The sequence below is a fragment of the Lentibacillus sp. CBA3610 genome (assembly GCF_013373365.1).
Taxonomy (GTDB): domain Bacteria; phylum Bacillota; class Bacilli; order Bacillales; family Amphibacillaceae; genus Lentibacillus.
This window is the reverse complement of the sequence record NZ_CP035925.1, coordinates 3749662-3765813: the sequence shown is the minus strand read 5'-3', so window position 1 is coordinate 3765813 and position 16152 is coordinate 3749662. Positions and strand designations below refer to the sequence as shown.

General features: G+C 37.2%; 20 protein-coding genes and 4 pseudogenes. 9 read left to right on the top strand and 15 right to left on the bottom strand.

What is annotated here, in order from left to right:
• Window position 1: 1 nt before the first annotated feature.
• Both Len3610_RS18925 and Len3610_RS18920 read right to left on the bottom strand, forming a co-directional pair.
• Window positions 2-1027: an NADP-dependent oxidoreductase gene (locus Len3610_RS18925; protein ID WP_176449290.1), complete on the bottom strand. Its 1026-nt coding sequence runs from the start codon at window positions 1025-1027 to the stop codon at window positions 2-4.
• Window positions 1027-1455 (bottom strand): annotated as a pseudogene (locus Len3610_RS18920) (organic hydroperoxide resistance protein). The gene Len3610_RS18925 and the pseudogene Len3610_RS18920 overlap by 1 nt, the downstream one beginning before the upstream one ends.
• A 146-nt stretch (window positions 1456-1601) precedes the next feature.
• Between Len3610_RS18920 and Len3610_RS18915 the strand changes: the two are divergent.
• Together Len3610_RS18915 and Len3610_RS18910 are read left to right on the top strand one after the other, a co-directional pair.
• Window positions 1602-2048, top strand: a complete 447-nt coding sequence (locus Len3610_RS18915; protein WP_010529123.1) for a MarR family winged helix-turn-helix transcriptional regulator — start codon at window positions 1602-1604, stop codon at window positions 2046-2048.
• Between the two features lie 547 nt (window positions 2049-2595).
• Entirely contained in the window at window positions 2596-3141 is a 546-nt protein-coding gene (locus tag Len3610_RS18910) for a CBO0543 family protein (RefSeq protein ID WP_176449289.1), read from the top strand.
• Between the two features lie 682 nt (window positions 3142-3823).
• On the opposite strand, the gene Len3610_RS18905 is transcribed toward Len3610_RS18910, so the two are convergent.
• Together Len3610_RS18905 and Len3610_RS18900 are read right to left on the bottom strand one after the other, a co-directional pair.
• A complete protein-coding gene (locus Len3610_RS18905; protein WP_010529119.1) occupies window positions 3824-5656 on the bottom strand; it encodes a CocE/NonD family hydrolase in 1833 nt (610 codons plus the stop codon).
• A 262-nt stretch (window positions 5657-5918) separates the two neighbouring features.
• Window positions 5919-6017: pseudogene (locus Len3610_RS18900) on the bottom strand (transposase); the annotation flags it as partial.
• An 800-nt stretch (window positions 6018-6817) separates the two neighbouring features.
• On the opposite strand from Len3610_RS18900, the pseudogene Len3610_RS22015 reads away from it, so the two are divergent.
• From Len3610_RS22015 to Len3610_RS18875, 4 genes and pseudogenes are all read left to right on the top strand, one after another.
• Window positions 6818-7280: pseudogene (locus tag Len3610_RS22015) on the top strand (DUF3231 family protein).
• Entirely contained in the window at window positions 7273-7458 is a 186-nt protein-coding gene (locus Len3610_RS22010) for a DUF3231 family protein (RefSeq protein ID WP_010529115.1), read from the top strand. The pseudogene Len3610_RS22015 and the gene Len3610_RS22010 overlap by 8 nt, the downstream one beginning before the upstream one ends.
• 92 nt (window positions 7459-7550) lie before the next feature.
• Window positions 7551-7826 (top strand): annotated as a pseudogene (locus tag Len3610_RS22005) (DUF3231 family protein); the annotation flags it as partial.
• 81 nt (window positions 7827-7907) lie between these two features.
• Window positions 7908-8372 carry a hypothetical protein gene (locus tag Len3610_RS18875; RefSeq protein WP_010529113.1) on the top strand — a complete coding sequence of 155 codons (465 nt, stop codon included), beginning with the start codon at window positions 7908-7910 and terminating at the stop codon, window positions 8370-8372.
• A gap of 219 nt (window positions 8373-8591) precedes the next feature.
• On the opposite strand, the gene Len3610_RS18870 is transcribed toward Len3610_RS18875, so the two are convergent.
• From Len3610_RS18870 to Len3610_RS18820, 11 genes are all read right to left on the bottom strand, one after another.
• Complete coding sequence (locus Len3610_RS18870; protein WP_176449287.1) at window positions 8592-8927, bottom strand: YolD-like family protein; 336 nt, start codon at window positions 8925-8927, stop codon at window positions 8592-8594.
• A gap of 490 nt (window positions 8928-9417) precedes the next feature.
• Complete coding sequence (locus Len3610_RS18865) at window positions 9418-9900, bottom strand: ArpU family phage packaging/lysis transcriptional regulator (RefSeq protein WP_138603606.1); 483 nt, start codon at window positions 9898-9900, stop codon at window positions 9418-9420.
• Window positions 9901-9954: 54 nt separating this feature from the next.
• The gene (locus Len3610_RS18860; protein WP_171046351.1) at window positions 9955-10125 is read right to left on the bottom strand and encodes a hypothetical protein; all 171 of its coding nucleotides are present in this window, start codon (window positions 10123-10125) and stop codon (window positions 9955-9957) included.
• Between the two features lie 14 nt (window positions 10126-10139).
• Window positions 10140-10385 (bottom strand): hypothetical protein, encoded by a 246-nt coding sequence (locus Len3610_RS18855; RefSeq protein ID WP_176449286.1) that lies wholly within the window; start codon window positions 10383-10385, stop codon window positions 10140-10142.
• Window positions 10378-10800, bottom strand: coding sequence for a hypothetical protein (locus tag Len3610_RS18850; RefSeq protein WP_138603605.1), 423 nt, complete (start codon window positions 10798-10800; stop codon window positions 10378-10380). Before Len3610_RS18850 ends, Len3610_RS18855 begins: the two co-directional genes overlap by 8 nt.
• 52 nt (window positions 10801-10852) lie before the next feature.
• Entirely contained in the window at window positions 10853-11080 is a 228-nt protein-coding gene (locus Len3610_RS18845; protein ID WP_138603604.1) for a hypothetical protein, read from the bottom strand.
• A gap of 15 nt (window positions 11081-11095) precedes the next feature.
• Window positions 11096-11299, bottom strand: a complete 204-nt coding sequence (locus tag Len3610_RS18840; protein WP_138603603.1) for a hypothetical protein — start codon at window positions 11297-11299, stop codon at window positions 11096-11098.
• An 89-nt stretch (window positions 11300-11388) separates the two neighbouring features.
• Window positions 11389-11571, bottom strand: a complete 183-nt coding sequence (locus Len3610_RS18835; protein ID WP_138603602.1) for a hypothetical protein — start codon at window positions 11569-11571, stop codon at window positions 11389-11391.
• Window position 11572: 1 nt separating this feature from the next.
• Entirely contained in the window at window positions 11573-12352 is a 780-nt protein-coding gene (locus Len3610_RS18830) for an ATP-binding protein (protein WP_176449285.1), read from the bottom strand.
• Between the two features lie 12 nt (window positions 12353-12364).
• Entirely contained in the window at window positions 12365-13174 is an 810-nt protein-coding gene (locus Len3610_RS18825; protein WP_176449284.1) for a phage replisome organizer N-terminal domain-containing protein, read from the bottom strand.
• Window positions 13175-13579: 405 nt separating this feature from the next.
• On the bottom strand, window positions 13580-13795 hold the full coding sequence (locus Len3610_RS18820) for a helix-turn-helix domain-containing protein (protein WP_176449283.1): 216 nt from the start codon (window positions 13793-13795) through the stop codon (window positions 13580-13582).
• 151 nt (window positions 13796-13946) lie between these two features.
• Between Len3610_RS18820 and Len3610_RS18815 the strand changes: the two genes are divergently transcribed.
• From Len3610_RS18815 to Len3610_RS18805, 3 genes are all read left to right on the top strand, one after another.
• The gene (locus Len3610_RS18815) at window positions 13947-14342 is read left to right on the top strand and encodes a helix-turn-helix domain-containing protein (RefSeq protein ID WP_255259686.1); all 396 of its coding nucleotides are present in this window, start codon (window positions 13947-13949) and stop codon (window positions 14340-14342) included.
• Between the two features lie 124 nt (window positions 14343-14466).
• Complete coding sequence (locus Len3610_RS18810) at window positions 14467-14946, top strand: ImmA/IrrE family metallo-endopeptidase (RefSeq protein WP_176449282.1); 480 nt, start codon at window positions 14467-14469, stop codon at window positions 14944-14946.
• Complete coding sequence (locus tag Len3610_RS18805) at window positions 14921-16120, top strand: site-specific integrase (RefSeq protein ID WP_176449281.1); 1200 nt, start codon at window positions 14921-14923, stop codon at window positions 16118-16120. Before Len3610_RS18810 ends, Len3610_RS18805 begins: the two co-directional genes overlap by 26 nt.
• The last annotated feature ends 32 nt before the right edge of the window (window positions 16121-16152 follow it).

Genomic DNA, 16152 nt, shown 5'->3' with positions numbered 1-16152 from the left:
GTTATTCCCCATCGACTTTTATAAGTTGCTTGCCAAGATTCTCACCTTTAAACAACCCGAGAAAAGCTTCTGGTACGTTCTCAAATCCTTCCACAATATTTTCTTCATATTTCAGTTTCCCCTCGGCTAACCAGCTTGAAAGATCTCGGATACCTTCACTGAAACGGTCAGCATAGTCACCAATGATAAAGCCTTTGATCAATCCACGGCTCTTAATGAGTTTTGTCTGAATTCTTGGACCTAGATCACCGTCAGTCCGGTTATAAGACGAAATCGCACCGCAAAGAGGGATGCGTGCAAATTCATTTAATAGATTTATCGCTGCGTCAGAAATTGGTCCGCCGACATTGTCAAAATATATATCTATTCCATTTGGACAGGCTTTCTCAAGCGCCTGTTCCATATTTGGAGAGGTTTTATAGTTAATCGTTTCGTCAAAGCCAAGTTCCTGCTTTAAATAGGTTGTCTTTTCATCGGAACCAGCAATTCCGACAACTCGAGCTCCTTTAATTTTGGCAATCTGTCCAACGATCATACCAACCGCTCCTGCTGCACCGGATAAAACAACTGTTTCCCCTTCTTTTGGCTGACCAATATCAAGCAGACCAAAATAAGCAGTCAAGCCAGTTAAGCCAAGGACACTCAGGTATGCGGTCAGAGGAGCGATTGTTTCATCAATTTTACGTACCTTGGATTCCTGAATAACGTTATATCGCTGCCATCCGAGCGTCCCGACTACTTTATCACCGACGCTTAACTGATCTGAATCAGACAAAACGACCTCTCCAATAATTCCGCCACAGATCATCTCATTTAATTCGAAAGGTTTCACATACGATTTTGCATCATCCATCCTGCCCCTCATATACGGATCAACAGATAAATAGATTGTTTTAACAAGAACCTCTCCTTCTTCCGGTTGTGGTACAGGACTGTCTTTAAATGTAAAATTCTCTTTTGTTGGCATCCCTTTTGGGCGCTTTGCCAATAGAATCTGACTATTTTTTAATTTTTCTTTTAATGTCATTATCTTTCCACCCCTTTAGCCTTCAAGTCGACTGCAATATTATCCCTGGTTGCTTTGGAGTATGGACAGATTTGATGGGCGGATTCAACAAGTTGTTCAGCTACTTCTTGTTCAACCCCTGGAATTTTAACATCCAATGCAACAGTAAGAGCGAAACCTCCACCGGTATCTTTTCCTATTGATACTTGCGCTTTCACCTCTGTTTCGCCAATTTTAGTTCGTTGCTTTCTGGCAGCCAAATTCAACGCACTGTCAAAGCAGGCCGCATACCCAGCGGAAAATAATTATTCCGGATTGGTCCCTTCTCCCCCTGCACCGCCAAGTGATTTAGGCATTACTAATGGCATATCAATTATCTTATCATCTGAAATCACACGTCCATTACGTCCACCTCTGACAGTGGATGAAGCAGTATATAAAGCATTCAAGTTTATCACCCCAATTTAATTTTGTGCAATTTAATTGCGCGATACTTATTAAACCATAAAAATTTCTTCTCGTCAAAAAACCAGTTTGACATTTTATGAACTTCCATATAGTTTAAAATAGAGAAGGACTGAAAGGATGATAATTAATGGAGAAAGATGAAGCAATAAAATTAAACAACCAACTGTGTTTTTCTATCTATTCATTATCAAGGGAAATAAATAAATTGTATCGTCCGTTTTTGGAAGAACTCAATTTAACGTATACACAGTATCTTGTCATGCTTGTTTTGTGGGAAAAAGAATCCTGTACAATGAAGGAGTTGGGAGACAGTCTTTTTCTCGATTCCGGAACACTTTCCCCAGTGCTCAAGCGCCTTACAGAAAGAGCGTTAACATACCGAAAACGAGATCCCGATGATGAAAGACGTGTATTAATTTCCTTAACTGAAGAAGGAAAACAATTAAAGGAAACGGCAGCGGAGATTCCCGGTAAGCTTATTAAAAAGAGTGGTCTCACTGAAGAGGAATTTTCGAGAACCCTTTTCGACTTCACAAATTTATTACAGCATATTCAGCAAGCGAATACAGAGTAAATCATGTGCCTCAGCAAAAAGGAAAGAAAAGGTAACAGGCCCCTCTTTCCTTTTTACAGTTTAAATGCCTTTCTCTTACTAGAATATTCTTGTATCCGGGATGGCTGATGCTCCTGAAAAAAATCCAAAATCAACCATAAAAAAGGTGACAACCTCACCTCCATAAATTAAACTACATTTTTCTTCCTCAGCTGTGCCTTTGTAACTCCTTTTTACAAATCTCCCCCATCTCCCTCGATCCCTTATCCCACTTGACCTCAACCCTTGTTTCATCCATAGAAATCCCGTCTTTCATCCCTTACATGAAGGAGATTTAACTCTTATTTTTACTATTTATTTTAAGAAATTTAATACAAATAACCAGACAGTTTAGTCAAAAAAATAATAGTTTGTCGCTCTTGGTTTCTTCTTTTCAACAGTCGAATATTGGGATGAACACTACAATGATTGGTCAAAGGATAGAATTGACCACGTCAAGACATTCGTTCAATTACGCAAAGGTTTTCAAAAAACGTGGGTTCGTAAATTGTGACACGTGATTCGCAAAATGAATAAATTCCCCCACAATGCAAATAATAAACCTATCCCTAACAAAAGAGGTGAGTCACCCATGGAACGTTTAATGTTAAAAGGCCTGTTGGCCGCGTGTGTCGGAATTTTACCCTTCATATTCAAAAAGGGACCTTTACCAATTTTAATCATTGCCTTCCTTTTTAAGGCCTTTGTAGCAAGCTTAGTCGATACTTACGTGGTGGAATCCAAACGAATTAGGTATCCCGTTCGCTTTCTGTCCAAACACTTCAAACTGAACATCCTCTATGATTATTTGATGTACCCGATCATTGGCGTCATCTATACCCGAATGACTTACACTTCCAACCCGGTGATGATCTTGTTAAAGACACTCGTCTTCAGCATCCCGATGACAATCGGACAATGGTTTTTGGAAAAAACAACAAAACTGTTCAAATATCATCATTGGAACCTTGGTCATTCATTCGCCACCCTCACAGGCACACTCTTGTTTGAGAGAAGTTTTATCGGACTTGTTAAAAAGGTGACCAAAGGTGGTCAAAGGGATACAGATTCTTGAGGTTTCGTCTCCTTGACTGACCGCGACTATTAGTTTGAGGATACTCCGTAAAAGAAATCAATAAAGTAGAACGGTCCTCTTTATTACAACTATGATTAAGGAAAATCACACAACCCTCCGTAAAAGAAGATTGTATGGTGTGTTTTTTATCACGAAGCAAGATACTGTATCGCCTGGCTACTAACAATTAACCATGTGACCAAAATACCATTGGCAAAAGACCCGACAAAGATTAAGCGTTTTTCTCAACGCCTTGAAAAAGGGGATTAAGAAGGTAAATGGTCTGTATCAAAATGTCTTGAGGATTTTCGCCATTTTTCAAAACACCTTTTGAAAGACTCTTTTGGAACCCAACCCATACAAGGGGTACAGCCTTATTCTGCCATTTCGGAGGACTTGCAAAAACATCCTTATTGAATATTTGTTTCATCTGAGAATATTTTCTGGAATTTTTGTGGGAGAATAGATTTTAAAAGCTGTTTATTAGGTGTAGTACCAGCAATCTTCCCCAGTTTTGTATGATATAGACGAGGGGGAAAGGATGTGCTTGTTTGATAATATACTTAAATGATGAAAACACCCGATTAACAATGCACACTTACCCAACCTGCAACCTTTGATAAGACAAAAAGCACCTACAAAAATAAAGGTGCTTTTGATTGTATTTATTCTTTCTGTCTATTTAAGAAATAGTTAAAGTGTTTGACACAGAAATCAATGTGACAATGATAGCGTAAATTATGCCTCCAAGGTAAGGGTTCATGCTGACCCGAAAGATTTTCCTTGAGATTATTGCAGCAACAGGCAAAATAACCAGAAAACTTATTAACCATATACCAACAATAGCTGATACATTTTCAAAGAATACATGTCCTGTAACAAAAAACGTGATGTACTGGATCGCGAATACAATTGCCACACCTATTGTGTTAAATAAAGCAAGTAATGCAGTATTAACCCATTCTTTTTTGCTATTTCTGTAGTAATTAAAACTATTCACTACTACTGAATTAGCTACAAAGAATATTAAGAAGAACGGAAGGTATTTTAAGGCTATAATGATTTTATCTGGCGTAAACGTTCGAACTGCAATAAACCATATTCTAAAGTCGGTATTAAAAAAATAGTCGCTGACAAATACTAAACCAAAGGAAGCAGCGCTGACACATACGGCTAAAAGCACCGTCTTACCCAACAATTTAGGACGAATGGATACACCAAGTTCTTTTAGAGAAGCCTTTTGCTCATTTGGTGTGAATTTTCGCGCCAAGACCATTAACAGAATCGCAAACACTCCATTTACCGCTGCCCAAATGCCAACATAGAACGTATATGGCTGTGGAAAGAAATCCGGTCGGACGGTTACACTCCAGTTATACAAGGCAAGGTAAGAAACCCCTGAAAATATGGCACTGACCACGAGTCCACCCCAAAACCATCCTTTTTCTCTTCTGGTTCTCATCACAGTCGGAGCCGGTTTTTGTGAGGCACGAAGGTCCGAAAAAGGTTGGGTGAACAGTAAGAGTTTTGTCAAACTTACGATGAACACTCCAAAACCAATGAGACCCAGAAAATTAAAAAACTCTTTGTATTGCCATGTTTGGTTAGTAGCCGGGATAGGTTCCGGAGCTCCTAACGTTTCATCGAAAAAATTAACAGTTACCTTTGCCACATGAGCAGAAAAGTGATTCCACGGGTGTGTTTGAGTTGGATTATAAATAACCCGTGTAGTTGTCTTTCCGTTAATCTCTTTTTTATACATTTCATAACTGGAACGTTCGGAATTGAAGTTTTCAGGACTTTTTCCGAAACGCAAAAACGATTGCGCAGCCTCCGTGTGTATAAACTCTCTTGGGGGAGTAACCGTTCCATCAGGTTTTTGGGATCGAAAAAAGAATTCATCATATTTGGCAGCTACGATTCCAACATCTCTGGCTCCATATAAATTGAAATATTCTTTTGTTTTTGGATTTTTATAAATAGCATCATTACCAACCAATAATACGGAAGAAATCAATGGATTATCCTTTTTATTATCTACCATAATCGACCAGTTGGCAGCTCTGGCACCATTTGAGTGGCCAGTCACTCCAATTCTCGATTTATCCACGTAAGGAAGACGAGCCATCAGTTCGACAGCATCATACATTCCAGTACCACGGTCATCCCATTCAGATGGTTTAACAGCTTCGGAATCCCCATGCCCGTACATATCTATGGACATGACAACATAGCCTCTTCTGGAAAGCTCGACAAAATTTAAATCCTGCATTTCCTTATTATTATACCAACCATGACTTGTAACAATCCCCGGTGCCTGATTCTCATCTGATACACCATCTGGCACAAAAAGTAACGCACTCAATAGATGACCGGATGGAGTCTCCCATTGTAATTCCTTAACTTCCACGTCACCACCGGAAGTTTGAACAAACGAAGCTCCAACCATACTAACCAAACATAATATGACAGATAGTATCACAAACAGTTTTGCTCTTTTCTTTACTTTCTCCATAATCTCCCTCTTTTCTTGATATTATTATTTTTAAACCTGAAAATAATAATAGACCAATCTAACGGCGCAAACACTATAACGGTTGGTTAAAAGCCCCCTTTTAATAACATGATGTCATTCAAACAAATGTGTAAAATGACAAAAACCCATACAACAATAGAACTTTCCTGAAGAAAGTACTATTACAGTATGGGTCTCCATGTCTCCACCATAATTTTAACTTGTGACACAATTATAAACATCTATGTAACCGCTATCAAGATGTTTTAAATAGGATCTCAATTTGCCAGCGAAGCGTATAGAGATCATGAATGTGTTCTTTCCCTATATCCGTGGCCGGTATATAGGTGATGAACATATTGGGGTATGTCTGAGACAAAATCTACATTCACCATTCCAAATTACGGATATAATCGTTATAAATTTAGTGGTTCACCTTTTATGTTGCACCTTAACGGACATTAAGAATCAGAATTAAGGGGGGAGTATGTACGATAATATCTGTTATCGGACGTCTAAAAAACATTGTTTAATCAATGTTTTACTTTTTATACCAATTCAAATGTTGATGTTACACATATATCGGAGTAAAGCCCATAAGTTATGAATACATTTTCATAATAACCGATCCAAAGTAAATAAAGCTCATAGCAAAAACCACAGTCAGAAATGCAGTTAATCTTTTAGGTAAATTTCCGTAAAAGTAGATTAAAACCAAACCTATAATTAAGTGAAAGACCAGAAACAATGTAACATTCATTTTATTCATTCCTTAAATACACTTAGTTTGGAATTTACAAACTCCCTTATTTCACTGACATATTTTTTCCCAACTACATATCTCTTTACTACAGCAAAGAGTTCCTATTTACTGAAAATCGTTATACATTATGTTGGCAGTAGATTTTTAACACTGGCAATTGTTTGCTGTATAAATCCAATTTCAGTAGTCCTACCCTATAGCTGAGTAAGAACAGCAAAAAGAACTTAATTGACAGTCAGCTATTCAACTCTTGCGCCCGTTCGTATTGCCTAACTATGATTAAAAACTCCTGTTGTAAACAAAAATTGGCATTTTGGAATCACCCACGAGGAAAATACCTAATAAAAAGGAAAAGGATGTACATAATAATATAAAACATTTTGATTAGGAGGTCTAACATGGCTGACATACCTTTATCATCTACAGAATTAGGAAATCTGTGGCAAGCCTATCAAGAAAAATCAATGGCGTTACATGTTATGAACCGTTTTTTTACAAGTTCCGACGATAAGGAAATCCAAGATGTTCTCCAATCTGCCCTTGATATTGAAACGAAAAATATAAACACTATTAAACATTTTTCAGAATGAAGGGGTTCCAATTCCTGTTGCCTTTAGGGAAAAAGATACTGACAAACATGCCCCGCATTTGTTTGATGATAATTTTTATTTGATGACTGTACGCCTTTTTGCCAAGATTTTGATTGGCCTTTATGCTTTGCACTCTGGTATGTCTTATCGCGAGGATATCTACAACTTATATCACGACTTTACATCGGATAGTCAAACGATTTATAACAAGCACACAGTGTCTATTAAAGAAAGGTGTTGTAGCACGTCCTCCCAGCGTTCCCATGCCTAACGACATTGAATTCGTCCAAGACACAAGTTATAGCAGTGGCTTGAATCCCTTTGGGAAAAAACGTGTACTTAATACAGTTGAAATTGGCTTAGTGTATCAGGCACTAGAAGTAAACATTACAGGAACACAATTGATGACGGGCTTTGCACAGGTTGCTGAAAACCCTGATGTCAAATAATATTTTCAACGCGGAAAAGAACTTGCGGAAAAGCAAGTGTCAATAATGAATGATCTTTTACTGGAAAGTGATACACAAGCGCGCCTTCCACATGGTCAGGAATTGTAACCAATTCAACCATTTCACCGTTTTCCGACAAAATTATGATGTATATGACACATTTGCTATCGATATTCGGTTTGGGAGGTAACTCAGTAGGCGCAGCCTTTAGCTTTCGAAATGACCTACTTTTAAAAATGGGAACAATTATGACCAACACGTTTGATTTTGCCAAAGACGGAGGGAAAATAATGATAAAACACGGTTGGATGGAAGAACCCCCTCAAGCAACGGACAGAACAAAATTATCAAAAGGACAGGGCAAATAATCTAGGCGTGATGCTTAATCCATACTTAAATGGAGGAAAAAAGCAATGTAAAAAATCTATGATAACTTAGGACAAGATAATATGAATCAAAATAATAAGTATGAAAAACTCTTTTGGAGCATCGCATTACCAGGTATCGGTCAAATTTTAAACCGTAAGCTTTTTAAAGGCTTTCTTTTTATTGGATTGGAATTTTTGATTAATGTTCAATCAAATTTTAATAAAATAATTATCTTAAGTTTCCACGGTAATATCGAAGAAGCTATGTACCAAACAGAATATGGATGGTTGATGTTTTATCCTTGTTTATACTTTTTTGCAATATGGGATGCTTTCAAAGATGCTGGTGGAGGAAAAGAACCTTATTCTTTTTTGCCATTTGTTTTTTCGGCCTATTTTGTGACTGTAGGTACGATCTATTCACCAAAACTAATGCTATTTGGGGTATTGTTGGGGCCCATCTGGCTTTCAATGCTAAGCGTACTCCCGGGTTTATTTGTGGGATTTTTGTTAAAAAGGATACTTACAAAAAGGCTGCCCCCATGATCAGCCTTTTCCTTAGTCAAATGTATTTCTAATCAACATAACCGCATACTTTTGAAAGCAATACACTATAAATATGTGATAAAAAAGTATCTTCCCCCTTATTCAACAAAATGGCCCGTTTGTTGAAGAAACATTTTTTAAAATCCTTTATTAATTTTAACATAAAATTCGAAATGATTGGTCAGAATACTAACAGTTTAAGTGATATTTATCAACATATTAGTCAATCACGACCTCCATAACATCCTCAAGTGGAACCGACAAATTTTCCTCATTATCAAATTTTAAAGCATTGGTTAGTGTATCGGCCAACAATAACTTTCCCTTTATTTTTTGAAAATCATGTGCACCATAATCGTAATACTCAACCTCGACTGTAAGGTCATTTTGTAAGGCAAGTTGTAACTTGGTATTGAGTTCAAACTGCTTTTGTTCATCGAGGATTGGCTTCTTTTTATATTCCTGTTCTCGCCACATTTGCTGTAACATCTCCTCATGTTCCGGCATCATCATAGCAGTCCACTTTTTTGTCCCTCTATCGTTGACTTCACTCATTTTAAGACCTCCTAAAATCAAACATTTGTTCGTATTATAGCATAACATTAGGAATTCTGTACAATGAATTTTATTAAGCGTCAATTAATATCACGGTAATAGCATGGAATCCATAATTAGTTCGTGGATTCTTTGCAACGTTTTCATGAAAATTGTACCAAATAGATTTTTCACCTCAAAAATACCCCTTTAGACTATCATGTCCAAAGGAGTGTAAACGGAACTATTTTTTAATTTTACATTAACCAATTTTAACGCTTTATGCATTATAACTTCGCACAAGTCATGAGGAAAATGATGATAAATGGAATACCTAACACCCATAACCAAAACTCGGCGGAATAAACCATGTTCAAATACATGTCGGTATGCATAAACCACTGGAAGACAGCCAGGAATATAATGCCACAGAAAATTGAAAAAGCAATAAACACTATAAAGAATAACATGATAAGCAATGATTTTTTGACTGTATGAACAACTCCCATCATCAAGAAAATCCCCTTTCAGCAAAGACACCGTATAGATGTCGTCCGAGTATTTCCAATGCTTCTTTCTTTATTTCATAATACCTCGTTTTACCGACAAATAGCTGCGGATAAATGACCTCGTCACTATATCGAGAACCGTCATGACGTCTATGCAAATACTTCAATTCTATCAATTCTTGTTCAATCGGATTTAATGAACGAATGGTTGAATGCAAAATTTCTAACCACTCTGATGCTTGTATTGTTTTTAGAGCATACATTTCTGTCTTGCTCTTTTTGAAATTGCTGGATCCATGAGGCATATCGGATATAGATGAAACGATGCTTGGTACCTTCGTTTCGTTCGCCATGGCTTTAACTTTAAAATACCGGTTTAGCCAGTTTTTTTCCGCATGTTCAATATAGAAATTCTGTTCATCCTTTAAAATGTCTTCAATTTCCTCTTGCGTGAATATGTTCTCAACATCCGTGCTGAATTGCATGAAGCGATTCACCCTTTCTTACATCTCAGATATTGATTTCAACCCAGATTTTCGTCAATTGGCAGGATGATGCTTAGCCAATGAATGCATGACCCATGTTATCCGTTGAAAATAAATTGAGGCATGATCCAAATCATCTTGTTGAATAGATTCCAAAGCTTTAGCCAGGTTCATATCATAATAATCCCATTCTTGTTTTATATACGCTTGATCAATTTGAGACACAACTATATCCTCCTTTATAAGTTATTACTTAAAATCTCACTGACACAATCATATAAGTCTTCTTTATTTGAATAGCATTCATGGTTTGATTTAGTGACCATTTCGTACAGGCCATGCTGATTTACCTGAACAGTTGCCTTTATTTCAGGAATAAATAGCGATTCTTCACCATGCAACATACCGATGGCCATATACAATGGATCAGACATTTTTCCTAGGTATTCATAAACGTGTAATTGATGAGCCATGTGATCAGTCACGATGCTCTTCCTTCCATTTGCGTATCCTCGCATCCCCAAAATGCCGCCCAGTCCAAGACGTTAATTCTTCCAGATAAAACGGTTCTTCACAACGTGGACAGGAGGGCAGCATCTTTTTTCCTCGATACTTTTGCTCTAAATGACGTATGGTCTTTAACCATGGCTTATAGTTAATAATTCGCTTCCGTTGTTCAAGCATGTATTCCAATTGTTCATTCATTTGCTCCCAACGTGACGCCATATCATACATGGCATCATAGGGATCAATCATTGCCCCACAGCTTGAACACATGACGCTTCTATTTCGTGTGTCAAGCATGTATTTTCTTTTTTGGCACTTACATATCTTTTCCATCCCCCGATTGATTCGAATTTGATCCATATGAATGATCTTGTCAGGCAGTTGGTCAGTCATTCTACATTCACCCCGTTCACTAAATATTACGTTCAAACAGCTTTCCTTCTAATCAGCTTTGCCATGCCATAACTTCTTCCTCGCAAACTTCTTCAGACGTAACGCCATATTCGTTTGCTAAATTTTTGATATTACTTTTTGAATAACCATTTGCTAAACACAATCGCTCGTAAAATCCGGCTCTCGGATTCGTGATGTTTAGCCAAAACAACCTTCTCCTCACTGCTTTCATATACTTCAAGTTACTTCTAGCTTCGCGAATAGACTGATTGATGTTCATTTTGATACCCCCTTATCATTCAGTAATTGTCTTTTCTGGATCCGGATTCATGAGATCATGCAGCAACTCACCTATAACTTTTTCTTCTTCACTATTTTTTCCATTCAATGCTTCCATCCGCAGCCTGTATAAAGATAACGCTTCTCGCATAAGGTGTGCTTCCGAATAGCCTGCATGAACCACCAATGTCTTGTCATCACTTTTATTGATCACTTGCATCTAAATCCTCCTGATTAAGTTTAATTTCACATATCAGCTAATCATGGTATAATTGAAGATATCTTCTTGGACATCAGAAAGTTTGATATTTAGGCGTATCGTTGCTTTCTGTTTTCCAGTTCATTAAGATATTTTCTTGTTTCAGCTGCCGTTGGTACATATTTGTCACCAACGGAGCTTTTATGTTGCATCCATTCCCGCCATTTCCTGTCGGTGTCCACTTGACTATCCTTCGGGTCAAACACCATCACACTTTTCATACCTTGCCACATCTTAAAAACCCCTCCTTCTATAATCTGAACCGTTCATAACGATAACGTTTGTATTGTCCATCATTCTTGAGAAGTTCCGTTCATTCACCCGTTCTTTGAGTTCATCACTACTTAAATTGGTCGTATAAACAGTTGCTTTACCTGAGCGATCATCCAGTATCTCGAAAAGTTTGGACGTCGACCATTCTGTTTGCTGCTCTGCCCCAATATCATCCAGCACTAATAAGTCCACATGTTGAATAACGTTTAGCAGCTCATCTTCTGTGACACCTTTTGTATTATAGGTCCGCTTGATCTTCGTTAGCAGCTTTGGAAGTGAGAGAAACAAACATTCATAGTCTCTTTTCATCAATGCTTTCGTTATAGAAATCGATAGATGACTTTTTCCGGTTCCATAATCGCCTGTCAATAAGAGATTCTGTTTTCGATCGAATGAATGGCTATACGCCAATGCCTTTTCTTTGGCCTCCTTTAAGTTGCTGTCGGGTGAATCAAAGTTATCGAATGTTGCTTCTTTCAGCGAGTCATTTATCAACGAATAATAATTAAAACTGTCCATCAGCTTACGATGTTTGAGCCGGCTGTAGTTTTGTTCGGCTGCCTTTGCCAGTTTGATATCTTCACATCTGCATCCATAATTAGCTATGACCCGCTCCCCTTCACGTGGTCCAGAAGGGATGATCAATTCGGTCTGTGATACGTGCTGATCGCAACCATCACACACAAACATTTGAAGCAGTTTTTGTTCCGGACTTTTTATATGCTGTTTAATACTTTCCATCAGGAAGTCCTCCTAAAATCCATAATTATAACCATCATTCGTTGAACCTGCCTGCTTACTCGACTTTCGCGTCCGATTCTGAAATTGATTCCGGTATGCCTGTTCTTCAGCATTTGCTTGCTCAACAGTGATAATGTTGTTTTTTTGCCATGACTTGAGGATTCTCTCGGTGTATCCCCATGACTTTTTATTACGTTTAATGGCTCGTTTCATGGCTACAATAACTAAATCTCCACCTAAATCATTTATCCACTCAAGAATAGATTCTTGTTCATAAGGGCTCGTGCCCCCAAAATTTTTCTCATAAAATTCGATTACATTTTTATTAGTAGTAGATATATTCTCTTCTTCTTTCTCTTTTTCTACTTCTTCTTCTGTACCGTCACATGACGTCACGCTAACGTTATTATCTTTTTCCTCCAATAACTTTTGTTTTTTCTTTCGCTCTCGATACCTTTTATTACGATCTGCATTCAACTTCCTTGCACGTTCCATCCCATCAACATTTTGATGTTTTTCCCAATTGATGATTTGTATGAAAGATTCCTCATCGATTTGGATCATCCCAAACTCTCGTAATGTCTTTAATGCCAGTCGTACAGTGTTTAGCGATCTATCAAAAACAGTGGAAAGCATTTCTTCTGTATACGGGATGTTTTCATTAAGATAAATATATCCATTTGCGTTGGTTTTTCCTGCCTGTGCAAGTAATTTCACCCAAATAATGAGAATGGTATCTGCCTCTGGCATTTGCTCTATCAATTTTATTTTTTCATCCTCAAACATAGATATATCTAATTTAATCCATTTTAGATCTTGCATTACTATCTCTCCTTACCTATTTGGGACATGTTTCTTTACTTAATATATTTTAAATGGCGCTGTATGGATACTTCATACGCACTTCTTGTGCATTCTGTGCTGATGCGTATAACCAATCAAAAAACATCTTTGTAGGCACTTTAGGATGACCTAACTCCCTCGTGACTGGGAAATCTCCACGGTTGAATAACTCATTACACTTAGTAGGACCAACCCCTGTAATATCCATGAACTGTTTTCTTGTCAGCAATGGTGGCAATTCTGATTCCTTTAATTCTTCAACGAGGATCGGCTACCAATTGTTTTTTGATTTCGTTTGCGAACGTTTGTATTTCCTCCGAGCTGAATGTTGTGCTTGGCATTCTCATCACCATCCTTAAAATGTAGTTTTTAATTCAAATAACATTACTCATTTTGTTCCTTTTTGGGACAATCATTACTAAAAAATTTTATCCAGTTAAACCTCAATGAATTAGCAATATTTTTCGCTGTATCAACAGAGGGCTTTTTTGTTCCTCGTTCTATACGAGTGTAATGACTTCTTGAAATCTCAGATAGACAAGAAACTTCATTTTGGGTGTATCCCCTTTTACCCCGAATTTCTTTAAGCCAAAATCTCATTTCGCACCTCCTTTATGTTCCTTATAGAAACGTTATACTTATAATGTTATGTTACTTAAAGGAACTTGTCAATAATAATAAAAAAGTTTGTTATACTTTTAGGAACAAAGGATGAAGTTACTGAAAGAAACCTTTATAATGTAGGTAGTAGGTGGAAAGTAGTGATAATATGAGTCTCCTCTCTGAACGTCTAAAAAATTATAGAGAAGAACTAAAGAAAACCGACAAAAAATGGACCCAACAACATGTTGCTGAGAAAATTGGTGTGGCTAGAGTCACCTATACAGCTTATGAACGTGGTACTAAAACACCGCCTTTGGACATCATTAATCAAATTGCTGATTTATTTGATATTGATACAGACTATCTTCATGGAAGAACAGACGATCCTATCAAGGGGGTTGATGAGGAATTAAAAGAATTATTAAAAGATCCACAAACTGACTTAATGTTCAACAACTGGAGAAACATGTCTGATGAGGAAAGAAGAGAAGTGCTTGATACTATTGAATATCTCCATTTTAAAAGGAAAAAGGGAAAAAAATAATTCTACAGCCAAATACGGAGACTATAGTAGCAGAAGATAAGCGAATTTAGGAAAATAGGAAATTACACGGTGTACATATAATTGTATACCTTTAATTTTACACTTTATTAGAACATACGTTCCGGTGGAGGGTTGTTATATTAATACTCATCTTGAAGATTATATTCAGAATTTGTACAAGTTTCTCCGTATCAATAGACCTGAACAATTAACAATTGATAATATTGCTAAGAGGCTCAATTTAAATATTTATTACGGCAAATTCAGTCTCCGTTTCGGAAATGATTTAGTGATCCAAAAATCGACAAGACAGCGAGAGTGGCAGTTATTTGGTCATGAAGTTGGTCATTATTTGAGGCATTGTGGAAACCATCTAACTTTGCATCGTTTGTTTTTAGACATGCAGGAATGGCAAGCCAATCATTTTGCTTACCATTTCTGTGTGCCAACCTTCATGTTACAGAAAATAGACTATATTTCAGTAGACACCATTATGAATTTATTTAACGTTGAATATGATTTCGCTGTTAGACGATTAGAAATGTATCAAAACAAACTATATAAGGAGGGCATGAATCATGTACTGTCAAAAATTCAAAACTAAATCTGGACAAGTTAAATGGGAGTGTATTGCCGATGGAGAACCTGACCCTGCAACAGGAAAGCGCAAACAAATAAAACGACGTGCAAAGACACAACGAGAAGCCAAAGAACGTGTGAAAAAAGCTGTCCGGTCAACTCAAGAAGATAAAATTGACGAGAATTCAGGAAAACGTGTTACATTTGATCAAGTTGCAGCTGCTTGGTTGGAAGTATACAAACAAACAGGCGTTAAAAGGAGCACAGTACGGATCCGGGAAAAAGAAGTCGCTATACTAAACCGTTACATGGCAAAAAGCCCAATTGGAAAGATTACGTATTCCATGTATCAAAAATTCATTAATGACATTTCCCCAAATTATGCCCGGACTACAGTCCAAGGAGTAAACACATCAGCTGGCATGATTTTTCAACATGCAATAAAGGATAGGCTTATTAAAGAAAGTCCAAATCGCGATGTTATTATACCTAAAAAACGAAAAACAGTTGAGGAAATTGAAATAGCACCTATTGAACAAAAATATTTAACAAACGAAGAATTGAACGAGTTTTTAAATGCCACTTTAGATAATGGCCAGGAATTAGATATCGAGCGTTTCTATCTATTAGCCCTTTCAGGCATGCGCTCCGGAGAGTTATGTGCATTAAAATGGTCTGACATTAACTTTAGCACTAATACCGTTCGAATTACAAAAACACTCTATAACGAAGATAACAACATGCGCAAATTTGAATTAACACCGCCAAAAACGAATGGGTCAATACGGTCGATTGAAGTGGACTCTGAAATTATGCAGCTTATTAAATCACATTACAAACGTCAGAAAAAGATCAAAATGAAATATCGTTATGAAGTGGAACATGACGGTGATTTCGTTTTTTGCCGAGCGAATGGTTATCCTTATATACAAAAAAATATTGTGATGAGGATGGCTAGGCTGATGGAATATACCAACATTGAAAAAAAGGCGACGCCCCATATCTTCAGACACACCCACATAAGCATGATGGCTGAAGCTGGCGTTGACCTTGCGACGGTTATGGAAAGGGTTGGACACGATGACCCACAAACGACTTTGAAAATCTATACACATGTAACCAAGAAGATGAAAAAGGACGCTTCCGCAAAAGTTAGCAACTTATACGAAAACGCCCTTTCCAAAATAAAAATCAATTAAATGTTACTTTCTTGTGACATTTTTAATATTAC